General features: G+C 46.0%; 17 protein-coding genes. 1 reads left to right on the top strand and 16 read right to left on the bottom strand.

Features of this window, described 5'->3' with window-relative positions:
- Nucleotides 1-65: 65 nt before the first annotated feature.
- From AC1DOV_RS15180 to AC1DOV_RS15125, 12 genes are all read right to left on the bottom strand, one after another.
- Nucleotides 66-377 (bottom strand): rhodanese-like domain-containing protein, encoded by a 312-nt coding sequence (locus AC1DOV_RS15180; protein ID WP_477550327.1) that lies wholly within the window; start codon nucleotides 375-377, stop codon nucleotides 66-68.
- A gap of 106 nt (nucleotides 378-483) precedes the next feature.
- Entirely contained in the window at nucleotides 484-1,560 is a 1,077-nt protein-coding gene (locus tag AC1DOV_RS15175) for a CHAP domain-containing protein (protein ID WP_477550326.1), read from the bottom strand.
- A 32-nt stretch (nucleotides 1,561-1,592) separates the two neighbouring features.
- Nucleotides 1,593-4,556: a VWA domain-containing protein gene (locus AC1DOV_RS15170; protein ID WP_477550325.1), complete on the bottom strand. Its 2,964-nt coding sequence runs from the start codon at nucleotides 4,554-4,556 to the stop codon at nucleotides 1,593-1,595.
- On the bottom strand, nucleotides 4,540-6,528 hold the full coding sequence (locus AC1DOV_RS15165; protein ID WP_477550324.1) for a vWA domain-containing protein: 1,989 nt from the start codon (nucleotides 6,526-6,528) through the stop codon (nucleotides 4,540-4,542). Before AC1DOV_RS15165 ends, AC1DOV_RS15170 begins: the two co-directional genes overlap by 17 nt.
- Before the next feature lie 88 nt (nucleotides 6,529-6,616).
- Nucleotides 6,617-7,624 (bottom strand): DUF58 domain-containing protein, encoded by a 1,008-nt coding sequence (locus tag AC1DOV_RS15160; protein ID WP_477550323.1) that lies wholly within the window; start codon nucleotides 7,622-7,624, stop codon nucleotides 6,617-6,619.
- Entirely contained in the window at nucleotides 7,621-8,610 is a 990-nt protein-coding gene (locus AC1DOV_RS15155; protein WP_477550322.1) for an AAA family ATPase, read from the bottom strand. The genes AC1DOV_RS15160 and AC1DOV_RS15155 overlap by 4 nt, the downstream gene beginning before the upstream one ends.
- A gap of 15 nt (nucleotides 8,611-8,625) precedes the next feature.
- Entirely contained in the window at nucleotides 8,626-10,608 is a 1,983-nt protein-coding gene (locus AC1DOV_RS15150; protein ID WP_477550321.1) for a hypothetical protein, read from the bottom strand.
- Nucleotides 10,609-10,740: 132 nt separating this feature from the next.
- Entirely contained in the window at nucleotides 10,741-11,646 is a 906-nt protein-coding gene (locus AC1DOV_RS15145) for an ABC transporter permease (protein ID WP_477550320.1), read from the bottom strand.
- Entirely contained in the window at nucleotides 11,643-12,575 is a 933-nt protein-coding gene (locus AC1DOV_RS15140) for an ABC transporter ATP-binding protein (RefSeq protein ID WP_441884760.1), read from the bottom strand. Before AC1DOV_RS15140 ends, AC1DOV_RS15145 begins: the two co-directional genes overlap by 4 nt.
- A gap of 89 nt (nucleotides 12,576-12,664) precedes the next feature.
- Nucleotides 12,665-15,028, bottom strand: coding sequence for a hypothetical protein (locus AC1DOV_RS15135; protein ID WP_477550319.1), 2,364 nt, complete (start codon nucleotides 15,026-15,028; stop codon nucleotides 12,665-12,667).
- 172 nt (nucleotides 15,029-15,200) lie between these two features.
- Nucleotides 15,201-15,512: a YbjQ family protein gene (locus tag AC1DOV_RS15130; protein ID WP_076269253.1), complete on the bottom strand. Its 312-nt coding sequence runs from the start codon at nucleotides 15,510-15,512 to the stop codon at nucleotides 15,201-15,203.
- Nucleotides 15,513-15,595: 83 nt separating this feature from the next.
- Nucleotides 15,596-15,937, bottom strand: coding sequence for a DUF3889 domain-containing protein (locus AC1DOV_RS15125; RefSeq protein WP_477550318.1), 342 nt, complete (start codon nucleotides 15,935-15,937; stop codon nucleotides 15,596-15,598).
- 158 nt (nucleotides 15,938-16,095) lie between these two features.
- Here AC1DOV_RS15125 and AC1DOV_RS15120 point away from each other — a divergent pair, with 158 nt between their 5' ends.
- On the top strand, nucleotides 16,096-16,605 hold the full coding sequence (locus AC1DOV_RS15120; RefSeq protein WP_477550317.1) for a hypothetical protein: 510 nt from the start codon (nucleotides 16,096-16,098) through the stop codon (nucleotides 16,603-16,605).
- A gap of 71 nt (nucleotides 16,606-16,676) precedes the next feature.
- Here the strand turns inward: AC1DOV_RS15120 and AC1DOV_RS15115 are convergent, their stop codons facing one another.
- The 4 genes from AC1DOV_RS15115 to AC1DOV_RS15100 all read right to left on the bottom strand — a co-directional run bounded on the left by AC1DOV_RS15115 (nucleotide 16,677) and on the right by AC1DOV_RS15100 (nucleotide 22,557).
- Entirely contained in the window at nucleotides 16,677-18,257 is a 1,581-nt protein-coding gene (locus tag AC1DOV_RS15115) for a SagB family peptide dehydrogenase (protein WP_477550316.1), read from the bottom strand.
- A gap of 56 nt (nucleotides 18,258-18,313) precedes the next feature.
- The gene (locus AC1DOV_RS15110) at nucleotides 18,314-20,254 is read right to left on the bottom strand and encodes a TOMM precursor leader peptide-binding protein (RefSeq protein WP_477550315.1); all 1,941 of its coding nucleotides are present in this window, start codon (nucleotides 20,252-20,254) and stop codon (nucleotides 18,314-18,316) included.
- The gene (locus tag AC1DOV_RS15105) at nucleotides 20,251-22,188 is read right to left on the bottom strand and encodes a putative thiazole-containing bacteriocin maturation protein (protein WP_477550314.1); all 1,938 of its coding nucleotides are present in this window, start codon (nucleotides 22,186-22,188) and stop codon (nucleotides 20,251-20,253) included. Before AC1DOV_RS15105 ends, AC1DOV_RS15110 begins: the two co-directional genes overlap by 4 nt.
- 153 nt (nucleotides 22,189-22,341) lie before the next feature.
- The gene (locus tag AC1DOV_RS15100) at nucleotides 22,342-22,557 is read right to left on the bottom strand and encodes a hypothetical protein (RefSeq protein WP_441884723.1); all 216 of its coding nucleotides are present in this window, start codon (nucleotides 22,555-22,557) and stop codon (nucleotides 22,342-22,344) included.
- Between the last annotated feature and the right edge of the window lie 36 nt (nucleotides 22,558-22,593).

Genomic DNA, 22,593 nt, shown 5'->3' with positions numbered 1-22,593 from the left:
TTCTGCATTCGAATATGCAAATAAAAAAAGCCCGCAATGGGCTTTTTTAGAAACCTATTATTCTATTATTCTCCAGTAGCTACTTCGCCTTGCCATTGAAGCATGCCGCCAGCTACGTTTACTACTCTATAACCCTGAGACTCGAGGTAATCACAAGCTTTCCCGCTGCGACCGCCGCTGCGGCAAATAATAAGGATCTCTTCTTCCCCTTGCTGAAACTCATCAATCCGCTCTTGGAGCGACGATAGCGGGATGCTGCGTGCTTCTTTAATATGGCCTTCTTGCCACTCCTCTGTTTCACGAACATCAACTAGATTTAAGGTTTTACCTTCCTTCAACTGGCTCTCTAACTCGGCTGTCGTAATCTCTGAGTACATGTTACCCATCCCTTCAAGCGTTGCATTTAAATTTTCATTTACAAGCATTGTAACGCTACGGCCAGCTCATGTCTATCTTGATTAACCCGATTAATTATTAATAGCATTAAGTAATTGGAACATACTCGCCGCTCCATTCATATTGGTAGTCATTGTTTATCCGTATGTACCCCAGTATAAAGCGTTGTCTTTCCCTGTAAAAAACATCTGAGTAGTTCTGATTGTCTCGATTACCCTCAGCTACGAGTATCTGAGTATCTTCGCAACTCAAAATGATGCCAATATGATCATGAGGCTCATCAGAGAGCAGCTTATCGTAAATGACAATATCGCCTCGCTGAGGTTTAAATCCATCCTGCCCATCCTTATAAAAAAATCCGGTTTCAGGCAGTTGTGCCCATTCCAGCCAAGCAGCTACACCCGCAAAACGACAAACACCATTCGGGTAACGAATGGGGAGACGAAATCCGGCCAATTTGCAGCAATAATAAACAAATGCAGCGCACCAGCTATTTTTCAATACTTTATGGATATCAGAGTCCGGCCAATATCGGCATATCTCTCTATACCTTTCATCGCCAGGCACGCCAATAATATCTTTACCCGCAAGCGACTCTGCGATGTCAGCAAGCAGCTCGCGCGTAGTTGAACGCTCATCCGTCCCGCCAGTATCACAGTTTATTAACGCTCCTACAAACTTGGCAGGAATCATAAGTTCATTTAATACCTTTTCAAGTCTACTTTTACCGTCCTGATCAAAACAATGATTTGGCTGGTAAAGATACAATTGCAATAAATAGGCATCCTTTAAAATTTCTTCATAAGGCCCTTGGCTTCTGCTTCTGTCTTCATAATAAAAGATCGCTCTAAGAATTGTATTTTGCTCTTCCTTCGTAAACAGATCCAAATCCCGAATAAAAGGTCGTACGGACTCCGCACTGTTAAGACCAGAAAACTCACTAATACCGGTTTTGTAATCATAATATCGGTGAAGCAATGCTGCGATTGAAGTGAGCTCAGCATCCTGTCCTCTTTTCATTGCCAACATGGAGGCCAAGCTAGCAACGCCGAATAAATGAATAGACGCTTCTTGTTTTTTCGCCTCATTATTGATCGATGAAATCAATTCTTGGACAAAAAAACGAATACTTTCCATTCGATGCTCTTTTTTTATCGTGTTCAATTGGGCACCTCCTCCGCATAAATAGTAGTATACTAACGCTTCTTTCTGTTTTTCGCTGCAAGCAGACGATTAATCGTGGCTCCGTTCTCTGCTTTGCCTTGCATATTCACACGATTCGAATCTAGTTCTCTTGCAACGCTAGGATCATTTTCTTGCGCGCGCTCCACCTCTTTGGTTGGCACTTGTACGCTCTTGTTCCTTGCAATAGAAACGTTCATTCTTTTCTCATCGTCTCGTTTGCCTGAAGGATCTCCCGATGGGCCTTTATCTTCACGATATCGTGGATGGTTATCTCCGCTATAAAAACGGACTGCTTCTGACTTTCTTTCCTTTAAGCGACTCACAGAGCTTGACGAATGGCCACTTAAAGCTCTTTCGTTATCTCGCTGGATTGATAACTTCGTTTTTCTACGAAATGTTTGGATAATCGGCTGAAACCCACGTTTCCATGAAATAGACAATCTACGAATGGCGATATCGAGCAGCCATAGCAGCAGTGCTGCCACGAGAACGCCATGTGTCCAGTTATAAACTTGCCGTGTAAGAACAGGTTCAAATTGGAAGGCTTGCTTTGGGTCTGTTGGATCTAACATTCTTCCACTAGTTGTGGAGGCCACCTGTTCAAGCAGCTTTAAACCATCCTGATTTGCGATTCGATATTCTGGCGAATAAGGGATCACAAATCCTGCCGTATTCCCATTATGAATAGACGATTGACTATCCCCTTGACCAATCTGCACCAAATAAACACCGGGTTCAGTAACTGCTAGCTTCGTTTCAAATTCACCAGGTGCCACTGGCATTAACCGCTTCCGTTCGCTTCCTCCCTCTTGATTCAGAATACCTGCAGAAAGCTTGCTGTCAGCCCCTGCTCCCTCTGCCTGTGAATGAACGGTTAACTTTGCTTCATTACCATCTACTTGTGCAGTAATGGAATAAGGAGCATGCTCAAACTGTGGAAACGTCCATTTTACCCAATCAACGAAAACTTTAGGAAGCTCTGCCCATTGCACCCATTGGCTTGACCATTTTCCGCTTAAATCACTAGTCCATGCAACCGTCCTTCCAGAACCATAAGACCAGCGTGCGAGGAGTGGATCGCCTTCAGGTGTCCATAATGCAATCTCAGCTGTTTCTTTCGGCGTAGTTGTTATATAGGCATGGATTGCAGGCAATCCATTGCGCCAAAGGGAAGACCACTCTCCTGCTTGACCGATACTTGGGGTGAAGGTTTGCTCCACGACGTACGTTCTAGACATCATCACGGTCTCTCGGCTAAAAATAGCGGGAAGCGTGCTTTCGTCTTTCGTAAAGTAATACCGTCCTTTGGCATTTTTGGCCAGCTGCTCAAGCAGATTTTGATCAGCGCCTTCTCCTACAGCAACTGTCGACAACGTCATATTTTTCTCATTCATTGCATCTGTAATCGTATTGTAGTTGGCATTCGTTGAAGATTGACCATCCGTCAGCAAAATCATGTGCTTGCGCTGTGCGTCAAGCTTATATAAACCTTCATAACCTTCATTCAGCGCTGAAAATATTTCGGTGCCTCCTTCAGGCTGAATGCTTTGGATTTGATCAAGGACAGCTTGGCGATCTGTAAGCTTCGTCGGCTTTACAACCCACCAAGGCGAAGAATCAAACGCAACTACTCCTACTGTATCTGTATCTCGCAGCAGCTCAATCGTTCGCATGGCAGCTTCTTTCGCAAGGTCAAGCTTGCCATCCGACATGCTTCCAGATCGATCAATGACGAGTACAAGTCCTAGCGATGGAATTTGTTTTCTTCCTTGCAAGTCCATATATACGGGTAACGCACGCTCAACTGGCGTTTTGAAATAACCGCCAAGCCCAAAGCTTTCGTCACCTCCGACCATCATCAAGCCTACCCCATAATCGCTAACGGCTTTTGCAATCCATTCCATAGGCTTCTCAGCTATACGCGCAGCGGATACATTATTCATAATAATGCTGTCATATGCTGCATATTGTGCTAGCTCGACCGACAATTGCTCTGGCATGATCGTCTCGTAACGGATGATGGAAGCTTGCAGTGCAGCTTCTATGTTAGCTGAGGAATCAGGGACGCCTTCCACAATTAATACATTTGGTGGACCACTTACCCGGCTAAAGGCATGTGCTGTATTATTTGCCGGCTGTTCATCGCCTGCTGTAAATATTTCAGCTCTAAAACGGTGAAAGCCCGGGTCCAGCGCAACACTTTGCAGCGAATAACGATTTTCGCCTCTTTCAAGCTGGATATCCGATACTGAGAGCTCAGTATCATCTGCATATAGTCGAAGCTGCGCCCGACCCGTAATTGTACTGTTAATGGCAATCTCAAAAGTAAAGGTCTCCCCTTGCTTAAGAGCTGCCGGTACATTCAGTTCTTCAATCGAGGTATCCGTTACAACCGAAGTGTTGATATGGACAACATCAACGGAAATACCTGCATTTTTGAGCATACGTGCTTGTCGAAGTACATCACCTGTATTTTCTGCACCATCAGAGAGCAGAACAATACGTCCTCCGCCTTCTTTTTGCAGCATAGCTCCTGCTAACTGAAGCCCTTGTGACAGATCGGTATAGTTCCGATTGACATTCGCTTGGAAATTAAACTCGGTATCCTCTGCTAAGTTCTTATTCGTAACCGTCCGTTCAACTGCCGCATTCAACCCAGAAGAAATGATTCCTCCCCAATCAGCTTCTTCTTTAGCAGTCCACGCCTCATTTATCCACTTGCCTATACGTTTATCGGCTCGCATGCTCTCTGACCTGTCAGCGACAAATACGAGGCTGCGCTGCTCTCGCTCAATAAACGGCTGGACTTGAGCTGCAATTGCAATCAGGAGTAACAGTATAATCGATCGTGTGACAATAGACATTATTTTTCTGCGACCGCGAAGTCGAAGGGTCATTATGAACATCCAAACGATATATAAAAGCCAAGGAAGCAGCAATAGAAATGCGAGCGGGAACTCAGCCTGAAAGCCCACGGCGATACACCTCCCATTCAGCTGCCATTATGAAGAGCAATAAAATCGCAACATACAATTGCAATGATATCTGCTGTTCTTCTGTTGAACGATCTATGCCGGGAGCTGGAGCGAGCTCAGAGGTTGCGTTCGGCAAAAACACCCCTGCATCGGGTCCATTATTCTGCAGCTCCTCATGATCAACCGTAACAGCGAGCAACCGACTGCTTACAGCCATTTGATCTTTGTCGCTTTCTACGAGGCGGTATAACCCTGGAATGGAGGGTGCGATATATAATCCAGCTGAATCCAAATCAAGCTCTGCTGACTGACGAAGCAGCGCACGCTCAGCTCGGGAGTCTCCTCCAGTAAGCTCAACCGCTTCCCAAACCGCTTTAACCGTATTCGTATGTAGAGAAATTTCCATTAACTGCTCAGAAATGACAGAACCAAGCTCAAGGCGAGAACCGCCGCTCATCCACTGTGCAGCTTGAAGGATAAGAATCGGAAACTCTGGCCGGAGCGGCAAATCTGTATCTTGAAAATTAAAAGTAAAGCGAAGCTTCGCCTTGCCATTCTCCTTGCCTGCATAAATTGCTGGTATTCCGCCATAGCTAAGTACCGGCTCTCCCCATAAAAGCTCAGATGCATCAGGCTTCTCCAGTCGACCAATATGCGTATCAGCAAATGTGATATAAGTCGTAAGGGGATGCTCCTTCTTCTCTACTCTCGTGTTCGTTGGAATGCTTGCTGTTTCATCCGATTGATCGGGATGATCGATCATCCATAGCGGCTTTGATTTAAGCAGCAGGGACCATTCAGAGTCGGCCATCAGCCGTTCATTCATCCCATCTAAAATAATCCAATCCAGTCTATTAACCTGCTCACCTGTTGGAACGGCGCTGTCTGGACTTATTTTTACCGTTTGGACGCCTGCCAGCTGAAGTGCTTTCTCCAGAAACAAATTTCCTTCCGAAATGAGAAGTGCTTGCCTAGCACTTGGAATTGTCGGAAATTGAAATGCCGTGTTATCAATGACAACAGCATCCATGCGTTGTTCAATTCTGGCCTTGTAATAAAGGGCTGGAGGAAGATCGACGATCTCCACGCTTTCCCACTCGCCTGCTGGAACAATAACGGTTCGATTTGCAGCTAGAATCTGCTTTTTCACGTCACTCTCATCATTTGCAGCGAATACATCAAGGTTTACCGTCTGCTCCCGCTTGCTGTCATTTTTTATCGTAATCATACCCACACTTTTACCGCTATCGTTCGAATCTGCTTTGATGCCAAAATATAAAAGCGATACATTGCTGTCAGAGCTCGCTTGTCCTACGATTACACGCTCAACTTTTGCATGCAGGTTGAGCTTGTTGGCTTCTGCAGCATCTGACCACTGGCCATCTGTAAAAATTACGACCTCTCCATTTGAATCCTCTTGCAACAAAGAATCTGCTAACGAAAGGGCTGCGGTATGATCTGTTTTTCCATAAAAAGGTGTTATCGCTTGCAGTTGTCGTTTCATCTGCTCTTTGTTTCTTTGGCGATTCGTCAACACTTCAGGCTGCGCACCTGTGGCAACAATCGTAATCAATCGAGCATTTGATTGTTTGTCAAGCCAGATCTCTGCTGCTTCTATTGCTGATTCAAGGCTTGTCTTCGCAGTAAGATTGTTGTCTCCTGTTTTTGCCGACATGCTTGCAGAACGATCAATGAGGAGGACAGCATGACCAAATGGTGCTGCCTGCCTCATGACTATTGGCTCCATTAAAGCGAAAACGAGTATTAGAGCAACGAGCAGCTGCAAAATGAGAAGCCAGCGGCTGCGGAGCTTTTGCCATGGCCGATTCGCTTCCTGCTCCTGCAATACCCGTCTCCATAGCAGGTGACTAGCGATATGCTGGTTCTTATAGGTTCTCTTTAGGATATACATGGCAGCGATAGCTGGCAACGCAAATGCAAACCAAGCCGATGCCACGGACAAAAACTGCATCCAATACCCTCCAATCCATTCTAATCATGCTTTAAAGAGATCTAGGAAAGTACATATGCAAAAACCTTATAAAGCGATAAATTTGGAACTAGCTGTTAAGTACATACGAGGATAAAAGAGTGTGTCTAACCGTTTCCTCTAATGAAATACCAGTATTCACGAAAATATAGGAGGCGCCGCGTGCTGCGCATATGCTCTTCAGTTCATTTTGAAAGACTGCAACTGCACTGCGGTATTCCTGAAGCAGCTTTTGACCTATCGCTACTTCCTTTCCCGTCCCCAGCTCGCTGTCAATTAGCTTGAGTTCTCCGCTCAAATCGGGGCTCAACTCATCAGGCGACAATAGATGTACCAGTACGACCTGTTGACCTGCTGCTGTTAACGAAATGAGAGTTTCTTCGATTCCCTGTTCAAACATTGCATCTGTAAGTACCCACGCGGAACCAGAACGTCTCGGCAATGCAGCTGCCGTCTGGAATGGTGCTGCCATGTTAATGAATTTTGTTGCAGCAGAGGAAGAAGAATCGCTATCCATCTCCAGCTGCTGCATGGCATCTGCTAAAAAATGAAAAAGCTTTGATGAAGAAACACGCCCATGCAGCGGCTGCAGCTCCTTAATGATCGTATCACGAAACAAACGCACCGAAATTCGATCATCTCCGCAAAGGGCGATATGCCCTAAGCATGCAGCTAGTCTTAATGCATATTGAAGCTTGTTTGTATCTGAATGTCCAAAAGCCATGGATTGCGATACATCGATGTAGAGGCTAACCTGCAGCTCTTGTTCATCCCAATATTGCCGAATAAACGCTTTGCCTGTTCGCCCGTAAACATTCCAATCTATTCGGCGGATATCATCACCGGATGAATAAGGCCGATAATCAGCAAAATCTTGCGATCCGCCAAGCGAGCTGGAGCGCCTTTTGCCTGCCAGCAAACCTTTGATGCGGTTACCTGCACGAATACGCATTCGTTCAAGCTCCGTAAGAAAAGATAGATTAGGAAATAATAGCTTCAAAGCTTCCTGATTCGAAAGTCCGGCAGATGGAGAATAGGCATTCTGTAATGAATTTGCTGATTCTTTGCTCACGCTCATCGCGCGGCCTCCACAGCCGTTAAAATGGCTTCGGACATCTGGTCGCTCGACAAGCCCATCGCTTGTGCCTCATAGCTAAGCACGAGTCGATGCCGAAGCACCGGCAAAGCCGTTTGCCGAATGTCATTCCAAGAAATATGAAGCCTTCCAGCTGATAATGCTCTAACTTTACTAACAGCGATAATGGCTTGAACAGCACGCGGCCCCGCTCCGAATCGTACGTATCGTTTAACCTCTTCAGGTGCGTCAGGCTCGCCAGCATGCGACATCATAACAACCTTAACCGCTAAATCAAGCACATCATCGGCGACTAAAATCTGTTTAGCAGACATCTGTAGATCCAATAATTCAGCCGCGGAAAGAACAACTGATACTTTGGGCTGAGTGATTGAAGTTGTGCGGAGCACGATTTGTTTAAGCTCCTCGCGGCTTGGATAATCCACTCCAATTTTGAGCAAAAAACGATCAAGTTGCGCTTCAGGCAGCGGATAGGTTCCCTCTTGTTCTATCGGATTTTGGGTAGCTAGCACAAAAAAAGGTTTTGGCAGCTGATGCGTCTCCCCGCCTGCTGTTACCGTACCCTCTTGCATAGCTTCCAGCAATGCGCTTTGTGTTTTGGGCGTCGCCCGATTGATTTCATCAGCGAGCACTAAATTTCCGAAAATCGGGCCTGCTTGAAACCGATGTGCGGCTGCGCCTTGGGTACCAAAATCTATCAATGTTGTACCCGTAATATCCGAAGGCATTAAATCAGGCGTAAATTGGATACGAGAAAACTGCAAAGAGATGCAATCCGCAACAGTGCGGATCAGCATCGTTTTGCCAAGGCCTGGTATTCCTTCGAGAAGGGCATGACCCCCGGCAAGCAAACACCAGAGCAGCTGCTCCACAACGGCTTGCTGACCGACGATGACACGGCTAATCTCTTCTTTCAATGCAGCAATCCGCGCGGCAGCCTCATCTAACTGTGCTTTGGATTCAATCATATCGGATCATCTCCATTATCGGTTCGGTTGAATTTGATCAAAATATTGCTTAACCTTCTCCTGCATACTATCAGGCAGCTGAGAGCGTCCTAGCGATTGCTTCGCTTCTGCTGCATATTCGTTATAGACATCCTCATAAGGACGTGTCGTTCCATCGATCATCGGGGATTGACCGCCATTAACGGTCTGCCCCCCTGATGAAGGACCACCATCCTGCTGTACATTACCGGAGCCCTGCATCGTACGAGGCGTTGTGACCAAATTTCTGCCGCCGGCTCCTGTGCCAGCTCCTGGTCCAGTGCCGGAGCTAGAGCTAGAGCCAGAGCCGGTACCAGATCCAAAGCCAGAGCCAGAGCCAGAACCAGAACCATAGCCAGAGCCAGACCCGGAACCAGAGCCAGAGCCAGAGCCAGAGCCGGAGCCAGACCCGGAACCAGAACCAGAGCCAGAACCAGAACCAGTGCCAGAGCTAGAACCAGTACCTAAGGCAGAGCCAATACTAGAGCCAGAGCCAGAGCCAGAGCCAGACCCAGTGCCAGTGCTGGAGCCAGTGCCTAAGGCAGAGCCAGTGCCGGAGCTAGAGCTAGGGCTAGGGCTAGAGCTAGAGCTAGAGCTAGAGCCAGAGCCAGAGCCAGAGCCAGTGCCAGACCCGGAGCCAGTGTCTGAGGCGGAGGCAGAGCTAGAGCTAGATCCAGTGCCTGAGCTAGTTCCTGAACCATAGCTGGAACTAGAGTTAGATTGCGGAGCAGTGCCGGATGCAGCATTAGAGCTAGAGCCAGTGCCGGGCGCAACGCCCGCGGCGCCTTCCGCAGCCAGCTGCTGTGCCAGCTGCTGCCCGCTTTGCCCGAGCTGGCCCGCCATACCTCGGGCCAACTGCTCCAGCTCGCCCTGCGATAATTCGCGGGCGAGCGCTTTCTCAAGCGCCGCGAGTGCATCGCCGGCGCTCTCGCCATCCGGGGCGGCTCCGCCGTCCGCCCCGGCATCACCTGCGGCGCGCGCCTGCTGCGCCGCCTGTTCAAGCGCCGCAGCAAGCTGTGCGGCGCCCTGCTCTTGCGGCTGCTCTGCTGCCAGCCGCTCAAGTGCACTCGCCAGCGCTTCACGCTGCGCTGGCGACAGTTGATGCAGCTGCGATCGCATAGCGTCGATCGCTTGCTGCATGCCTGCGGCGTCTCGGTCCTGCAAAGCTTGACCGAGCTGCCGCAGGCTTGGCTCATTGCTCATCGCATTCGCCGCAGCTTCCAACCGCTTCGCCGTTTTTTGCGTCGCTTCAGCTGCTAATTCCAGCTTGTTAATCGAAGCCTCCAGTTGCTCTAGCGCCTCAGTTCCATCGCTGCCCAGCGAATCGAGCTTGCTGCGCAGCTCCTTCAGTGGTTTAAGCAGCTCCTGCTTCTGATCCTCTGGCAGCTCTGCTGCCTCCGCGAGATCAGTAAGCTTCTCCGTTTCTTGCTCCAACGCCACAAGCCTTTCCTTTGCCGCTGCGAGCGCTTCCGCTCGTTCGTCAAGTGAATTAGGCAGGAATAGCAGTATCGCCAAAACGATCCATACAGCAGCTGCGCTATAGATGAGCAAACGCCAGCTTCGCCAGTCTGGCCACGGCAGCGAAGAATGTAATCCGCTCACATATTTATCTGCAGCCTCTGTTGCCGCTTCTCGCTGCATGATAACGATCGGATGAGCGTGATCTTCTTCACGCATTAACCCATCAAGAGCAGTCGATATCGCATCCTCGGTTACTTGTTTATCCATCATTCTAGCTGCTTCCCTTAAGGAAGCACGCTTCCATAATCCAATGCCCGCACCAAAAACGAAACCTAAACTAGCAATGATGAACACAAGCAGTCGAACATGTAAAATAGGCCACAGCCTGCTTGAACCAAGCAGCAAAAGGCCAGCAGCACTGCTTCCAAGTAAACCTATCAGCGCATAACGGCTCACTGTAAACATTGTCAACCTGCATCTAACAGGCTGGAGCAGTTCAACCAACGACTTCTTTTGCATAACTGGCCCTCCTATAAGTTTTGCAAAGCAAAACTTTACTCTGTAAGCATCATTTGCATTACAAAACCTTACTCTACAGCATGATTTGCTTCACAACTCTCTCTTTCGTAACCATAATTTATTTTTCAAGCATTATTTTCGTCTCAAACGAGGACGAAGTCTACGTATGCCCAGCCATAGAGCAAGGATGGAGAGAAGCGTATAGATAATAATGAACTCCTGCCACAATGCAAGCGGCGCATTATACCCTTTCTGTCCAATCGAATTTACAGAAAAGGCTTGATTTGAGACGAGCGGATCTAAAATGCTGTACAAAGCAGCCGCAGGATTCAAGGCAATAATATGACCGATCCAGCTATAAGCATTTGTAGTCGTTTGCGGCATTTGCTCCATCACGCCTACAAGTACAATAAATAATAATGCTGTTCCGCCAAACATAAACAACGTAACGCCATACGTTACGATGACAGAAATCATTGTTCGCTTGAATAATGTCGAGAATAATATGCCAAAGGAACCGAGTACAAACATAATAAATAAATAAAACAAGAAAACGAGAAAGAGCTGTTCTGGCGAGATGCCACCATACAAAAAGATCATGCTGTATACAGGAATCGTACTGATCACAATCAGTATCATAAAGCTTAGTGACGATACAAGCTTGCTAAGCACAATCGTTGCTGAGCTCTGCTGCGTCGTGAGCAGCAAATTAAGGGTCTGCTTCTCGCGTTCGCCGCTAATAACACCAGAAGTGAGGCCCGGTGCCATGAAAGCAATCAACCCAAGCTGTGCCATGCTCATAAAATAAAACAAAATTTTGCTTTGCTCAGGATTATAGGACTGTCCTCGTCCAGAAGTTACTTCAGTTAAATAAATAGCACTTAAAGCCATTAAGCCAATTGCAAATAAATAAAAAAACAGCGTCCACATCGCGCGAGGCGTCCTCATTCTAAGCTTGAACTCTTTATTCAATACGGGATTGATAAGCTGGTGGCGCCAGCTCATTCGGTCTGCTCTTGCCGCCGATTGCTCCTTCATTCGAGTCCGTCTCCCCCTTTCGTAATTTCCAAAAACACATCCTCAAGATTCGTCTGCGCTTCACTGAAGGAGATCAGCTGAAAACCTGCTACAACCAGCTCATGAAGCAGCTGCGATTGCTCGGCATCTTGTCCGCCAAAGTGAATTTGTATTCCACGATCATCTCGGAAAATTCGGTTAACATAAGGGCGATCACGCAAAAACAGCTCCGCTTCTGACTCCCGATCAACTAATCTCACATGCAAGAAACGTTTGACACGCAATCTATTTTGAATATCTGCGACATTTCCGATCGCAATCATTTCACCATGCTCAATGACGCCGATTTCATCTACCATTTCGGCAAGCTCAGGCAATATATGTGAAGAAATGATGATCGTTTTCCCCATTGACTTCAGCTCTCGCAATATTTCTCTCATCTCAATCCGTGCTCGAGGATCAAGGCCGGAAGCAGGCTCATCCAAAATAAGCAGCTCTGGATCATGAACGAGGCAGCGTGCCAAGCAAAGCCGCTGCTTCATACCCCGAGACAATGAGTCAACGTAAGCATCTTTTTTATCACTCAAATTGACCAGCTCCAGCAATTGCGGAATCAGCTGCTCCCGCTCCGCCTTCGGTATACCATAGCTGGCGCCATAGAAATGCAAATATTCTAACGTTTTGAATTGGTCATACACACCAAAAAAATCCGGCATATATCCAATTCGCTTACGCACCTCATGCGGATGTTTAGTCACATCAAATCCGTCTACTTTTGCGATGCCTGAGGTGGGTATCATTAATGTCGCAAGAATAGACATCGTCGTTGATTTCCCTGCCCCATTGGGCCCAACAAAACCAAATACCGTTCCTTTTGGAATCGTTAGATCTATTGATTTAAGCGCTTGAAACGTTCCGAATGTTTTGGAAAGCTGTTTGATCTCAATCATCGGAACCAGAGGCGCATCATTTGATGGTTGTTCCGCAGGTTCCGTTTTAGGCACTTCCACATTAATGATCTCTATTTCGTGATTTTTGCTCATTTTTTCTGTATCTCTCCTTCTAAAGCAATCTGCGGTAAAGTCATGTCCACAGAACCAATGACAGAAAACTTCATTCGAACAATTTGATTGTTAATCAAATACTCTTTTGGCGCTGCTGCAGCTTTGCTTGGATCTGTCCAATTTCCTTCTTTCTCGTTCCAGACAGTCAATGTGAGATTTGAAGCAGTTGTACTATTGTTGTATAGGATTTCGAGATGATCATATACAGCATCATGATCATTTGGCAAAATATATTCAAATATAAGTTCGCCATCGCCTACAAAATAAGAACCGTTCCCGTAGTGCTGCAATTGACTCGTGGCATTCTCCGTAATAATGGGATTAATAAGACCTGCTGGTACGATGACACGATTCCCATCAATAAAAGATGTCTCGACCTTCTGAACCCACAGCTTCAAGTTATCAGTCTTTATCGTTTCGCCGTTTACCTTGTAATTCTGCTCATGATCAGTGCTAAAGCCAACCACTATAGGCTCCGGCGGGACAATGCCGCCATTGTTTCGATTCCCAAAGCTGTCTACAAGCTGTCGCTCTCGATTATACCCGTCATTGCCTCGGTTAGATGGATTAGGAAACATCATCTGTCCATAAGGGAAATAACCTGATTGATTAACCGTACTCGTTGTAATCGTCGTTTGCCCACTCTCGCCGACCTTCAAATCGCCAAAGAGCTGAGCTTGCCCATTGATTAGCATGGAAACATTCGTAAGATTAGTTGTCGTATTGTTGGTAGCAGTTACCTCAATCGCATGTCTGATCTGCTTATAAGCAAGAGTTAGCTGCCCCGTATCACTGCTCATCGTCTGCTTTTCTATCCATAGTTTCCGTGTCGACCAATAAGGAACGGAGCGCCATAGTGCTGTAGTCGAATCATTTTCAGAAATCAATTGCGTTTTATCATCTATAATCTGATTTCCATTTTGGTTGTAATTGGCGTAAAAAGATAAATTTACTCTTTTATCAAATTCTGCAGTCACTGTGCCCCCAGTTGGAATGAACACCGCAGTTGCACCTGATCGTACAGCGTCTCCTTGTCCAGTCAACTCAATGATCTCAATCGTATGGGCTGATAAATTCCGCTTATCTTCTGCGCCAAAGAAAAAGATTGCGAAACCGGTAATAACAGAAAAAGCAGGGATAAGCCACCAAGACCACTCTCTGCGATCTGCCTTAGCTAAAATTATATACAGTACCGGCGCTACGATGATCATATAGCCGATAAACATCCACATAAGCAGCATAAAGTTGGGCGGTTTAATCGATGGGAACTCATCTATAATACTTTCAATATTCCATTTCATATTATTGTTGATGCTCATCGCGCCAGGCTGAAGCGGCGTCAAATTTTTTTTAAGCACCTTCGCCCATAGCATCGCGCTGCCAGTCCATGTAGACATAGGCTCAAGTGATGGATCAAAAGCGATATAAATAACGCTGCCAAATCCATGTTCACGGGATATGACAAGCGGCAGGCCATTCTCAGCAAGCTCCGTTTTGCCATCTATTATACGACCTGTCGAGACGACCAAAGGTTTTTCAAGTGCAAGTGTGGTACCTCCGAAGCTGGCAAGTGAATCCGCGCTGGATATGGTCGATGTGCCTGACGATTCTAACGGTGCAATCTGTTTAAAGGCATCTGCAGTTTTGCCATAGCCGACTCCTCCAGTTAACACAAGTGTGCCGCCTTGCTGAACCCAATCCGTTATGGCTTTAATCTGTGCTTCATCCCATCCCGTGATTGGCATATCATTGATAACAATCGTGTTGAGTGTTTTGAGTAAAATGGGGTCACTGGGCAGTTCCTTCTGCGCAATCGGAATGACCGTTATTTCGTAGCCTCGTTGATTTAACGATGGCATAAAATTCAAAGTATCCGGGTCACGAGATATGACACCAATGGTGTAGCTGTTAGCCGTTCTTGCGTCTATGTAATCGTTGCCGAAAATCGGAATAAGTTTGCCTGATTTGTAGGAGTCCTTATAAAATCGTATTTTACTGTTGCTCCGATTAAGAAGCTCGCCTTGAATAGATGCAGTTAATTGTATGGCTGTGCCTAGAGGCAGCTCTGTGGGTATGATCAAGTCATTAGACCCTGCTATCGATATAACAACTTCGCCTTTCAAATCCTCAGCTGTCTGGTTTGTCAGTGTAAGCCTTACAGGATACCACTCGGATTGTTTCATGTAGCCTTGAAACCCGACACTCGTTTCCAATGAAATTCCCTTCTCCGTTGCTGCTGCCTGTGCGTTTCCAGTTCCCGCTAAGAAAGCAGCTATCAAACTAATCATGACCGCATATGCGATGGTTCGATTTCTTAAATGAATAAAACGGTTCACCATTTGACCCCTCTCTTTACTTGATCTTCCATTTATACACATCCTTATTTTAACGAATTTTACAATTGAATTGTTGCTTCTTTTTCTAAATAATCATAAAATGCAAAAAAAAACGACAAAACTTGATCATAGGTGATCATAGTTTTATCGTTTTCCAATTTTATGGTAAATTATTTTACAGGCGTACTGCTGTTCCGCTGACAGCTACCATTAACATTCCTTCACGCACAACCTCATAATCAATGTCGATCGCAACGATTGCATTTGCTCCAATCTTAGCGGCTTGATTTTTCATCTCATCAATGGCTACGTCACGAGCTTCCTTCAGCTTGCTCTCATACGCACCGGAGCGTCCTCCAACGATGTCTGTAATTGATGCAAAAAAGTCACGAACGACATTTGCACCCATAATCGCCTCTCCTGTTACGATTCCTATATAATCTTGAATAGGACGGCCTTCTATTGTTGGTGTTGTTGAAATTAGCATCATTATGCTCCTCTTGCTTCATAAAGAAGCGTGTATTTAAAACATTTGCTTATATTACGAAGCTGGCAGCTGTTTTGTTTCAATTAAGTTCCATTCATTAGCTCTTTCAATTCCACATCTATGAGTTTGTCCGTAATCGTGTTTATTCTAATCGTAACGCGAATAGCAAATTGCTTGGCATCTTTATTTAACAGTAGAACAAAACATTCCTCTGATTCTCCATTAGTTAGCTTTTTTCTTCCTTCGTATTTGTAATTAACAATTGAAGCATCCTCGTATGCTTTTGACGTTTCTTGCATGGCCAGCTTTCCCCACTTTGCGTAGGCCGGCTCCGCATGCAAATGAACCGCTTCTGTTGCAAACACTTCCGTATGCGTAAAGCTAAGCAGTGCGAACACAGCCTTAATTACAATATTAATTATCATTTTGCAACCACCTATTTCATGGATTGTGATGGTACTAGCGTCACCCTCTTTGCTTCGTCCTATTCTTCATTCCTAAAGGCTGCAGCCCAATTTATAGGGATAAGTGCCCTTTTTTCATTCAAAGCATATTGTAGAGTATGATAAAAAGGAGGCACACCATGATACGCAATCAATCTTATATGCCGCAATCGGCTGTTATGCCTGAGTATTTTCAACAAATGCAAACAAGCCCTGCCCAGGCCAATGTGGGACCGGAAACTGTGAATGCACAGACGGCTCCCGCTCCCGCTCCAGCTCATTGCTGTGTTGATTTAAGTCAAATGCATCATTATCCTTACATGCACGACTTTCATGACTTTCACCACATGCATCACTTCCATCCCATGATGGATGATTTTCATCCGATGATGGACGATTTCCACCATATGCATCACTTTCATCACATGATGGATGATTATCATCCCATGATGCATGAGATGTGGGATGAGCATATGCACTACGATCACCATCATCCTCATGATGGATGGGAGCTCTCGACTTTAGATTATCATCATGCTTGGTTTCACCCCATGATGCATCACCATCCGCACCATGTTTGCTTCCCTGTTACATGCCAGCCAGCCGGGGAGCTTCAGAAAAAGGTAGCAGCCGAGCAGCCTAACGGTTAAAAAAGAAAAACATAAAAAGGGCAGATTGAATGATTGCCATCATTCAATCTGCCCCTTTGTCTCCTCATCAACTATTGCGACAAACTGCCTTCGAGTCGTGAACGAGGTCGACATGAGCCAATAGGAATTTGAATAAGACTCGTTTGTCCATTTGGCGTTAATCCATAAAGTTCATTCATGGAGCTAACATCGAATCCTAGCAGGGGGCGTCCTTCCATCCTCAATGCGGAAGCGGCTAGCAGCAGACGTTGAACGAGCATTCCCGCTTCCATTTGTTGAATACGATAGCCGCGAAAGCCAAGCTCCTCATGAAAATGCTCCAGATCACCTGCCACATGAAAAGTAAGCGGTACCTGGAATAAATTCACGTTATCCAAAGACATGCCATACTGAAGCCATGACCTTTGGTCACCCGCACAGACAAGCTGCAACGCGTGAGCCGCATCATCATAGTAATACGCTCCATCTTGAATCCCATCAACCCCATAAAAACAGCCATATAAATGGACGCGCGACGATGGACTTCGCACTAAACCATCCAAATCATTGCGATACTTATAAGAAATCATGATCTCCTGCAATAGTTCTGCCAAATCTGTTAGACTCACGGTTTGCAATACATATTCATTTTCTGGCGAGTAGCGCTGCCTGCATACCGATGCTAGATCATACGTCATCCGATTTACGCTCGGTAAAGCATAAACATCGCTACTGCTGGCTAGTATTTGCTGCCCCTCTAGCTGTTTAAACGCGCGTGCGGATTCCATGATGGATGCTTCATTTAGCTTAATCAGCAACGGATATTCCAATACCTTTTTTGATCGCATGTACTGCTCATGTCTAATTAACGGAAGCGTACTGCATAATTCATCTGAAGAAATATTTTTTTCCGCGTTATCACCAGGGTGGAACCATTCCATATTGGCATCTATTGCAAGAGGAATCGTAGCGTATACACTTTCTTCCTTATCAGGTAGACCAAGCATATGATTGATTGCACCATCTAGAAACTGAAAGTAAACACCCGCTTCAAAGTCATAACGTTTAGCCACTTCAAGCAGCTGACCAACGAGCAAGCCAGCATCTAATCCTTGCAATCGATAGGAGAAGTTATTGTATTTATAAAAGTTTTTCCAAAAATAAGTGGACACAAATACGGCTCCGAAGCAGTTTGTTATATCGCACCGATCACCTAACGCATTGCCCAAATATCGATCAAATTGGCCTTCACGCAGCAGCATCAAACGATGATGTGCCACATCATAATGATAAATTCCGTTAGGTAATTCATCCAGCTTCAAATAAAGATATACTTCGCTTGGATACAGCCCTCCGCCTGATGGAACAAAACGTCTACAAAGCTGCAAGGAGTCCTCCCATTCCTCCCCTGTATGTTGTTCAAGAACAGATTGGCTCAGCTGTGTCAGCCCGAACGTATACCAAAGAAAATGGCCTATATCCCGTAGCGTTGGCATCGTATGTTCCCGTTTGCCCGTCAAAGTAAGCGGAACATCCGAAGCGAGAGGAAATGCCGGTACATGACGATATAATTTGTACGGTAGAGGAGCGTTATCCCAATCAATTTCCACATCTTGAGGTTTGGTTTTGTCTGGATCATATTGCAATTGGTGCAAAAAAGCCTTCAGACTCATATCTCCCCTCCTAAGTGCCAACTCGCCGAGATCCATTGCATGACAGCAGTCAGTGCTTATGGAAACGGATGCGGATAAGGATTAAGCAGCTCATGCGTTAACCGCTCCTTGACGTAACCCAGCTCAGCTGGTATTCGCAACACCCTCTCAAGTCCTCTCAAGCGGACAAGATGTTGACCAAACGTCATCGGGAGCATACCTGGAATGAGCACCTTTACACAATGGAGCCCATTTCTCAGCGTTTCCTGTGTCGTTTGATCAACCACGATAACCTCTAAATTTAATTCACGGAAAACTTTGAGGAATACGTTTAATTCATCTGTCAAATCTGCATGCTTTGGCCTTGGTTTAAATGCCTCTTCGAATGTACGGAGCGGCCTTTCGTTTTGAAGAAGGAAGTTCAAACGTTCCTCAGCTTCCTTCAAGCTGTACAGCATCGAATGATCATCCATTTGCCGTACTAGAAAAGGATCATGAAGCATGCGTTCATACTGCTCACGGTTTTCTTCTAACCTCTCATTAAACGCGAGCAGCATGCCAGCGATCTCATGGATGGCTCCTTTTGCTGCCCGCACTGGATCGGGATGCGCCCCAGCAGCACAAATCATATTAACGCCATTTTCCGTTCTGTTTTTGGCAAGCACCCAAACACTTGGAATGCCATGCTCCATAGTCGAATCGAATAAATGGACATCATATTGGGTGACATCTCGTAAACGCTCCACCATTAAGGTTAATTCCAGATCTCCGGAGGAATAAGGATCTATAGGATCAAGCGGAAGCTGTGCGTACCAGGTCATGAGAAATGAATCCCGTTCAACTACTTCCAGTATTCCGTAAAAAATAGCTTCCTCCAGGCTACCTCCTAAAGCACAGCCATTTGAGGTTTCGTATACAAATCCGTGGCCGCAGCCGGAGCTGTAATAAGCGAGCAGCTCCGGCACGAGAATAGGCTTATCCTGCAAAAACGAATAACCCCACACCCAATCGATTTTTCTGCTCGGGTCGAATGGTTGAAACGGAAAATCGGGACGCGCATACTGTTCCTTCTCATGTACGCCTACCCGAACGGGATCAAGGGCAATCTCACTCAAATGCTCATAGCTGTCATGAACCGCTGTCCTCTTTCCTCTAGGCGATATACCGCAATAACGTTCTAAACCTTCTAGTATGGCTGTCATTTCACTGTCTGCAAATGAATTTGTACGGCCAGCGCAGCCTTCATCTCCCGAAAACATCGGTAAAATAATGCTCGAATCCGCAAACGGCGACATCAGGTCAATCATTTTTCCATTCAAAAAACCTGTGCGATTGTCCAAATAATCATTGGCTAATACAGCTTTCAGCTCACTCATCGAACGAGTTCGATAGCTATTTTCGCTAATTTTCGGGCTTGGATGTAGCTTAATTCGCGAACCTATAGCCGAATCATCAGGTATTTCTCCACAAATCGTACAAAGCGGATCAGGCAAATAAAAATGAACCGAGCTGTTGAGCGTTTGCAAATGTACCAGCTTTACACGATTTGCAAGATGAGCCTTGTTGTTAAGGAGGAAATGTTCAGCTTCAACAGCAATATGATGAGCCACATGCAGAAGCCCGCTTCGAGAAGACCAAATATCCGGATAAACTTCACCGTGCATAAAAAGATGCTGCAGCTCCCACATTTCTTTTCGATCATTTCCAGCCATCAAACGCCGCAGATCAGCGCACTGCGAGCAGCCTGCTGTCCTGGGAATAACAAGCGGACCTATTACGCCCTCACCAAACGATACAAAGCCGCGCAGCCATGGTGTTCCCGATTGCTTAAACATTTCCTCTGCCATCAGATGAGAAGCTGAATCATAGCCATCGCTCAGTACGAGCGCAAGCTCTGCCGTTTCTGGAACACCAAACGACAGATCGCTCACTCGTTCAACCTGACAAAATTCAGATAATAGATCGGTTACATAATCTGCGAGCAGCCCTTCGCCCACAATTGCCATTTTAGCGCTCACTCTTCTGTCTCCTCTCGGAGCGAGATGCCGAATACTCCCGCCAGCTCCTCATTGAAAAAAGCTTCCGAAGTTAAGTTATACACAAGAAGACGCTTTTGGTTATTTTGTAGATGCATCAAAGCATTCTTCAGTACCTCTCGATGCTCAAATGGATCACACTCGGTTATGGAGAGGTTCACCACTTCGTCTTCCTTCACATTTACAGAAGCCAATTGATTTATTTTCCCTTTAAAGAGAGAATCTTTGTTCTGAATGTCCAGCAATGCGCCCAATAAAACTCTGCGAAGTGCCCTCGTTTCATTTAAATCAATTGCGTGATACCAGCAATCGCTAGTTCGCAGCCATACAACTGGAAAACCAATTAAAGTCTCACTGATGCCAAAGGAAGGGGATCCTTGCATCGTGGTTAGCGCTTTTATATAGTAACGACATCGTTCATCCTCAACATGACTAAGCTTTATCGGTGTGATAGAAGGAGGTTCTGCTTCGTATTGCCTTATCCATTCTTCGGATAAATACTTTTGCAAAGCGCGGCAGACGCCTTCCTCGATCGTCACCCCTGCTCCTACGCCCATAAACACAGGCTCTAATTCAAAGCCAATTTCAGGAGTCTGGTTGATGAATATATTGGCCATACGAGACACATAGGCTTCAATTCCAGCAAGTCCCGCTTCTCTGCGTGCCTCCTCATGTCTAAAACCGTTGCATACAATTTCCGAGAGCAGCAGCGCTGGGCCTTCTGTTAGAGGATCAACTGACTGAACCCGGCATTGCGACAACGGCAGCTGACGCAGCTCTCCTTCCTCCCAAATATGAAAGATGCCCGTCTCCATGGATGTTAATTGACTGAAGAAAGGGAGTAATCCGCTTGAATCACGTTTTCCCGTGCTCTCTTCCGACAGAAGCTCATAATCTTCAATCTTCTTCGCCTTTTGTTTTTCATTGGCTAACGGATGGGGAAGAAACGGATGCCACTTGCCTTCCAGCGTCTCTAGGTTCAGCAGAAAAAGTTTGTTATTTTGTAATTTCGTTACACCTGCAGCTGTTTTTAGCCATTCAAAAACGATCACGTTAGCGAGCAGCGATTCCGCAACAGATGAACCAGCATAATCATTTGTTTCCTTATAGATAGAAGCATAATGGACTCTGCGCCTTGCTGATTCCCAGTCACCCTCCGAATTTGAATAGGCGAGCGGAGCCGCTAGACCTGCCTGCCCTAGAATTATAGCCGGCAGCAGCACTTTATTATTTTGTAGACATACTTGGTTAAGAGATTGAAGCTCAGCTTCCCCTTCTGGATCTGACACATAAAATATTGCATCGTATGGCTGTATTACTAACGACCATTCCACTCCCCCATCCCTCGGCAAGCTGATCTCATCCACCTTGACCTCTGAATCGAATGGTCTGTAATGGTGCACCAACTCCGTAATTCGTCTAGGTCCCGTCGTTTCCGCGTTCATATTGATGAAGTGAAATTGAGGAAGGCCGGATTCAAGTAAAGATTTCACTACTGACACCAAAAAATTCCCGTTCCCGACAACAAGCACGCTGGACTTTCGAAACAGCTCAAAACGGTAAGCCCCAGACCCATCAAAGCTGTCCAAAAATTCAATCTGAGCCTCATATTGCTTAACAATATGGCTCGGAAGCTGATGCGGCCTATCCTGACTCACATCTTGGACATAACCATTCGCATACAATACTTTTGCAATCTCAAAAACATGATCACGGTATTGATCTGTCAATCCATCCGTTATTTCATGCATCGAATGCTCGCCATTAAACACCGGAATTAATTTCTCTATCCATTGATCAATCGTACTGCCTTCCATCCGAAATGAACCAATATTGTTGCGGAAATAGACACTTCCGTCCGAGCTAGGGAGAAAAAAAGTATCTCCTCTCACTTTAAGGCGCATAGAAGGATCCAAAATTCATTCCTCCTTATTTTGAAATCTGGCTTTTCGTAACAAGAGTTCCTCTATAAAGATATGTATGGCTATTTGTCCGTCATACCTGCACTCGCATAGAAAGACACCCCAGCATCCCGAAAAGCGTTTGCAGGGGTGTCTTGAACCTTCTATTTACATCTGAATATTTAGTTGACTAACGGCAACGGGCACAGCCAGCACAGCGGGCACAGCCGCCTCCGCAGCGAGCACAGCCACCGCATCTTGCACAACCTCCGCAGCCGCCGCACCCGCCACAGCCGCCGCATGAACAAAACCCGATACAAAAACCAATACAAAAGCCGATACACAAACGAGCATTATTTGGATCCATTTGACCTTGACCAGCATTCGGCGTCATTCCACTCGATTTAAATGCATCCATGT

The organism is Paenibacillus sp. 01T47, from assembly GCF_056398245.1.
This window is presented reverse-complemented; position numbering and strand designations above follow the sequence as displayed.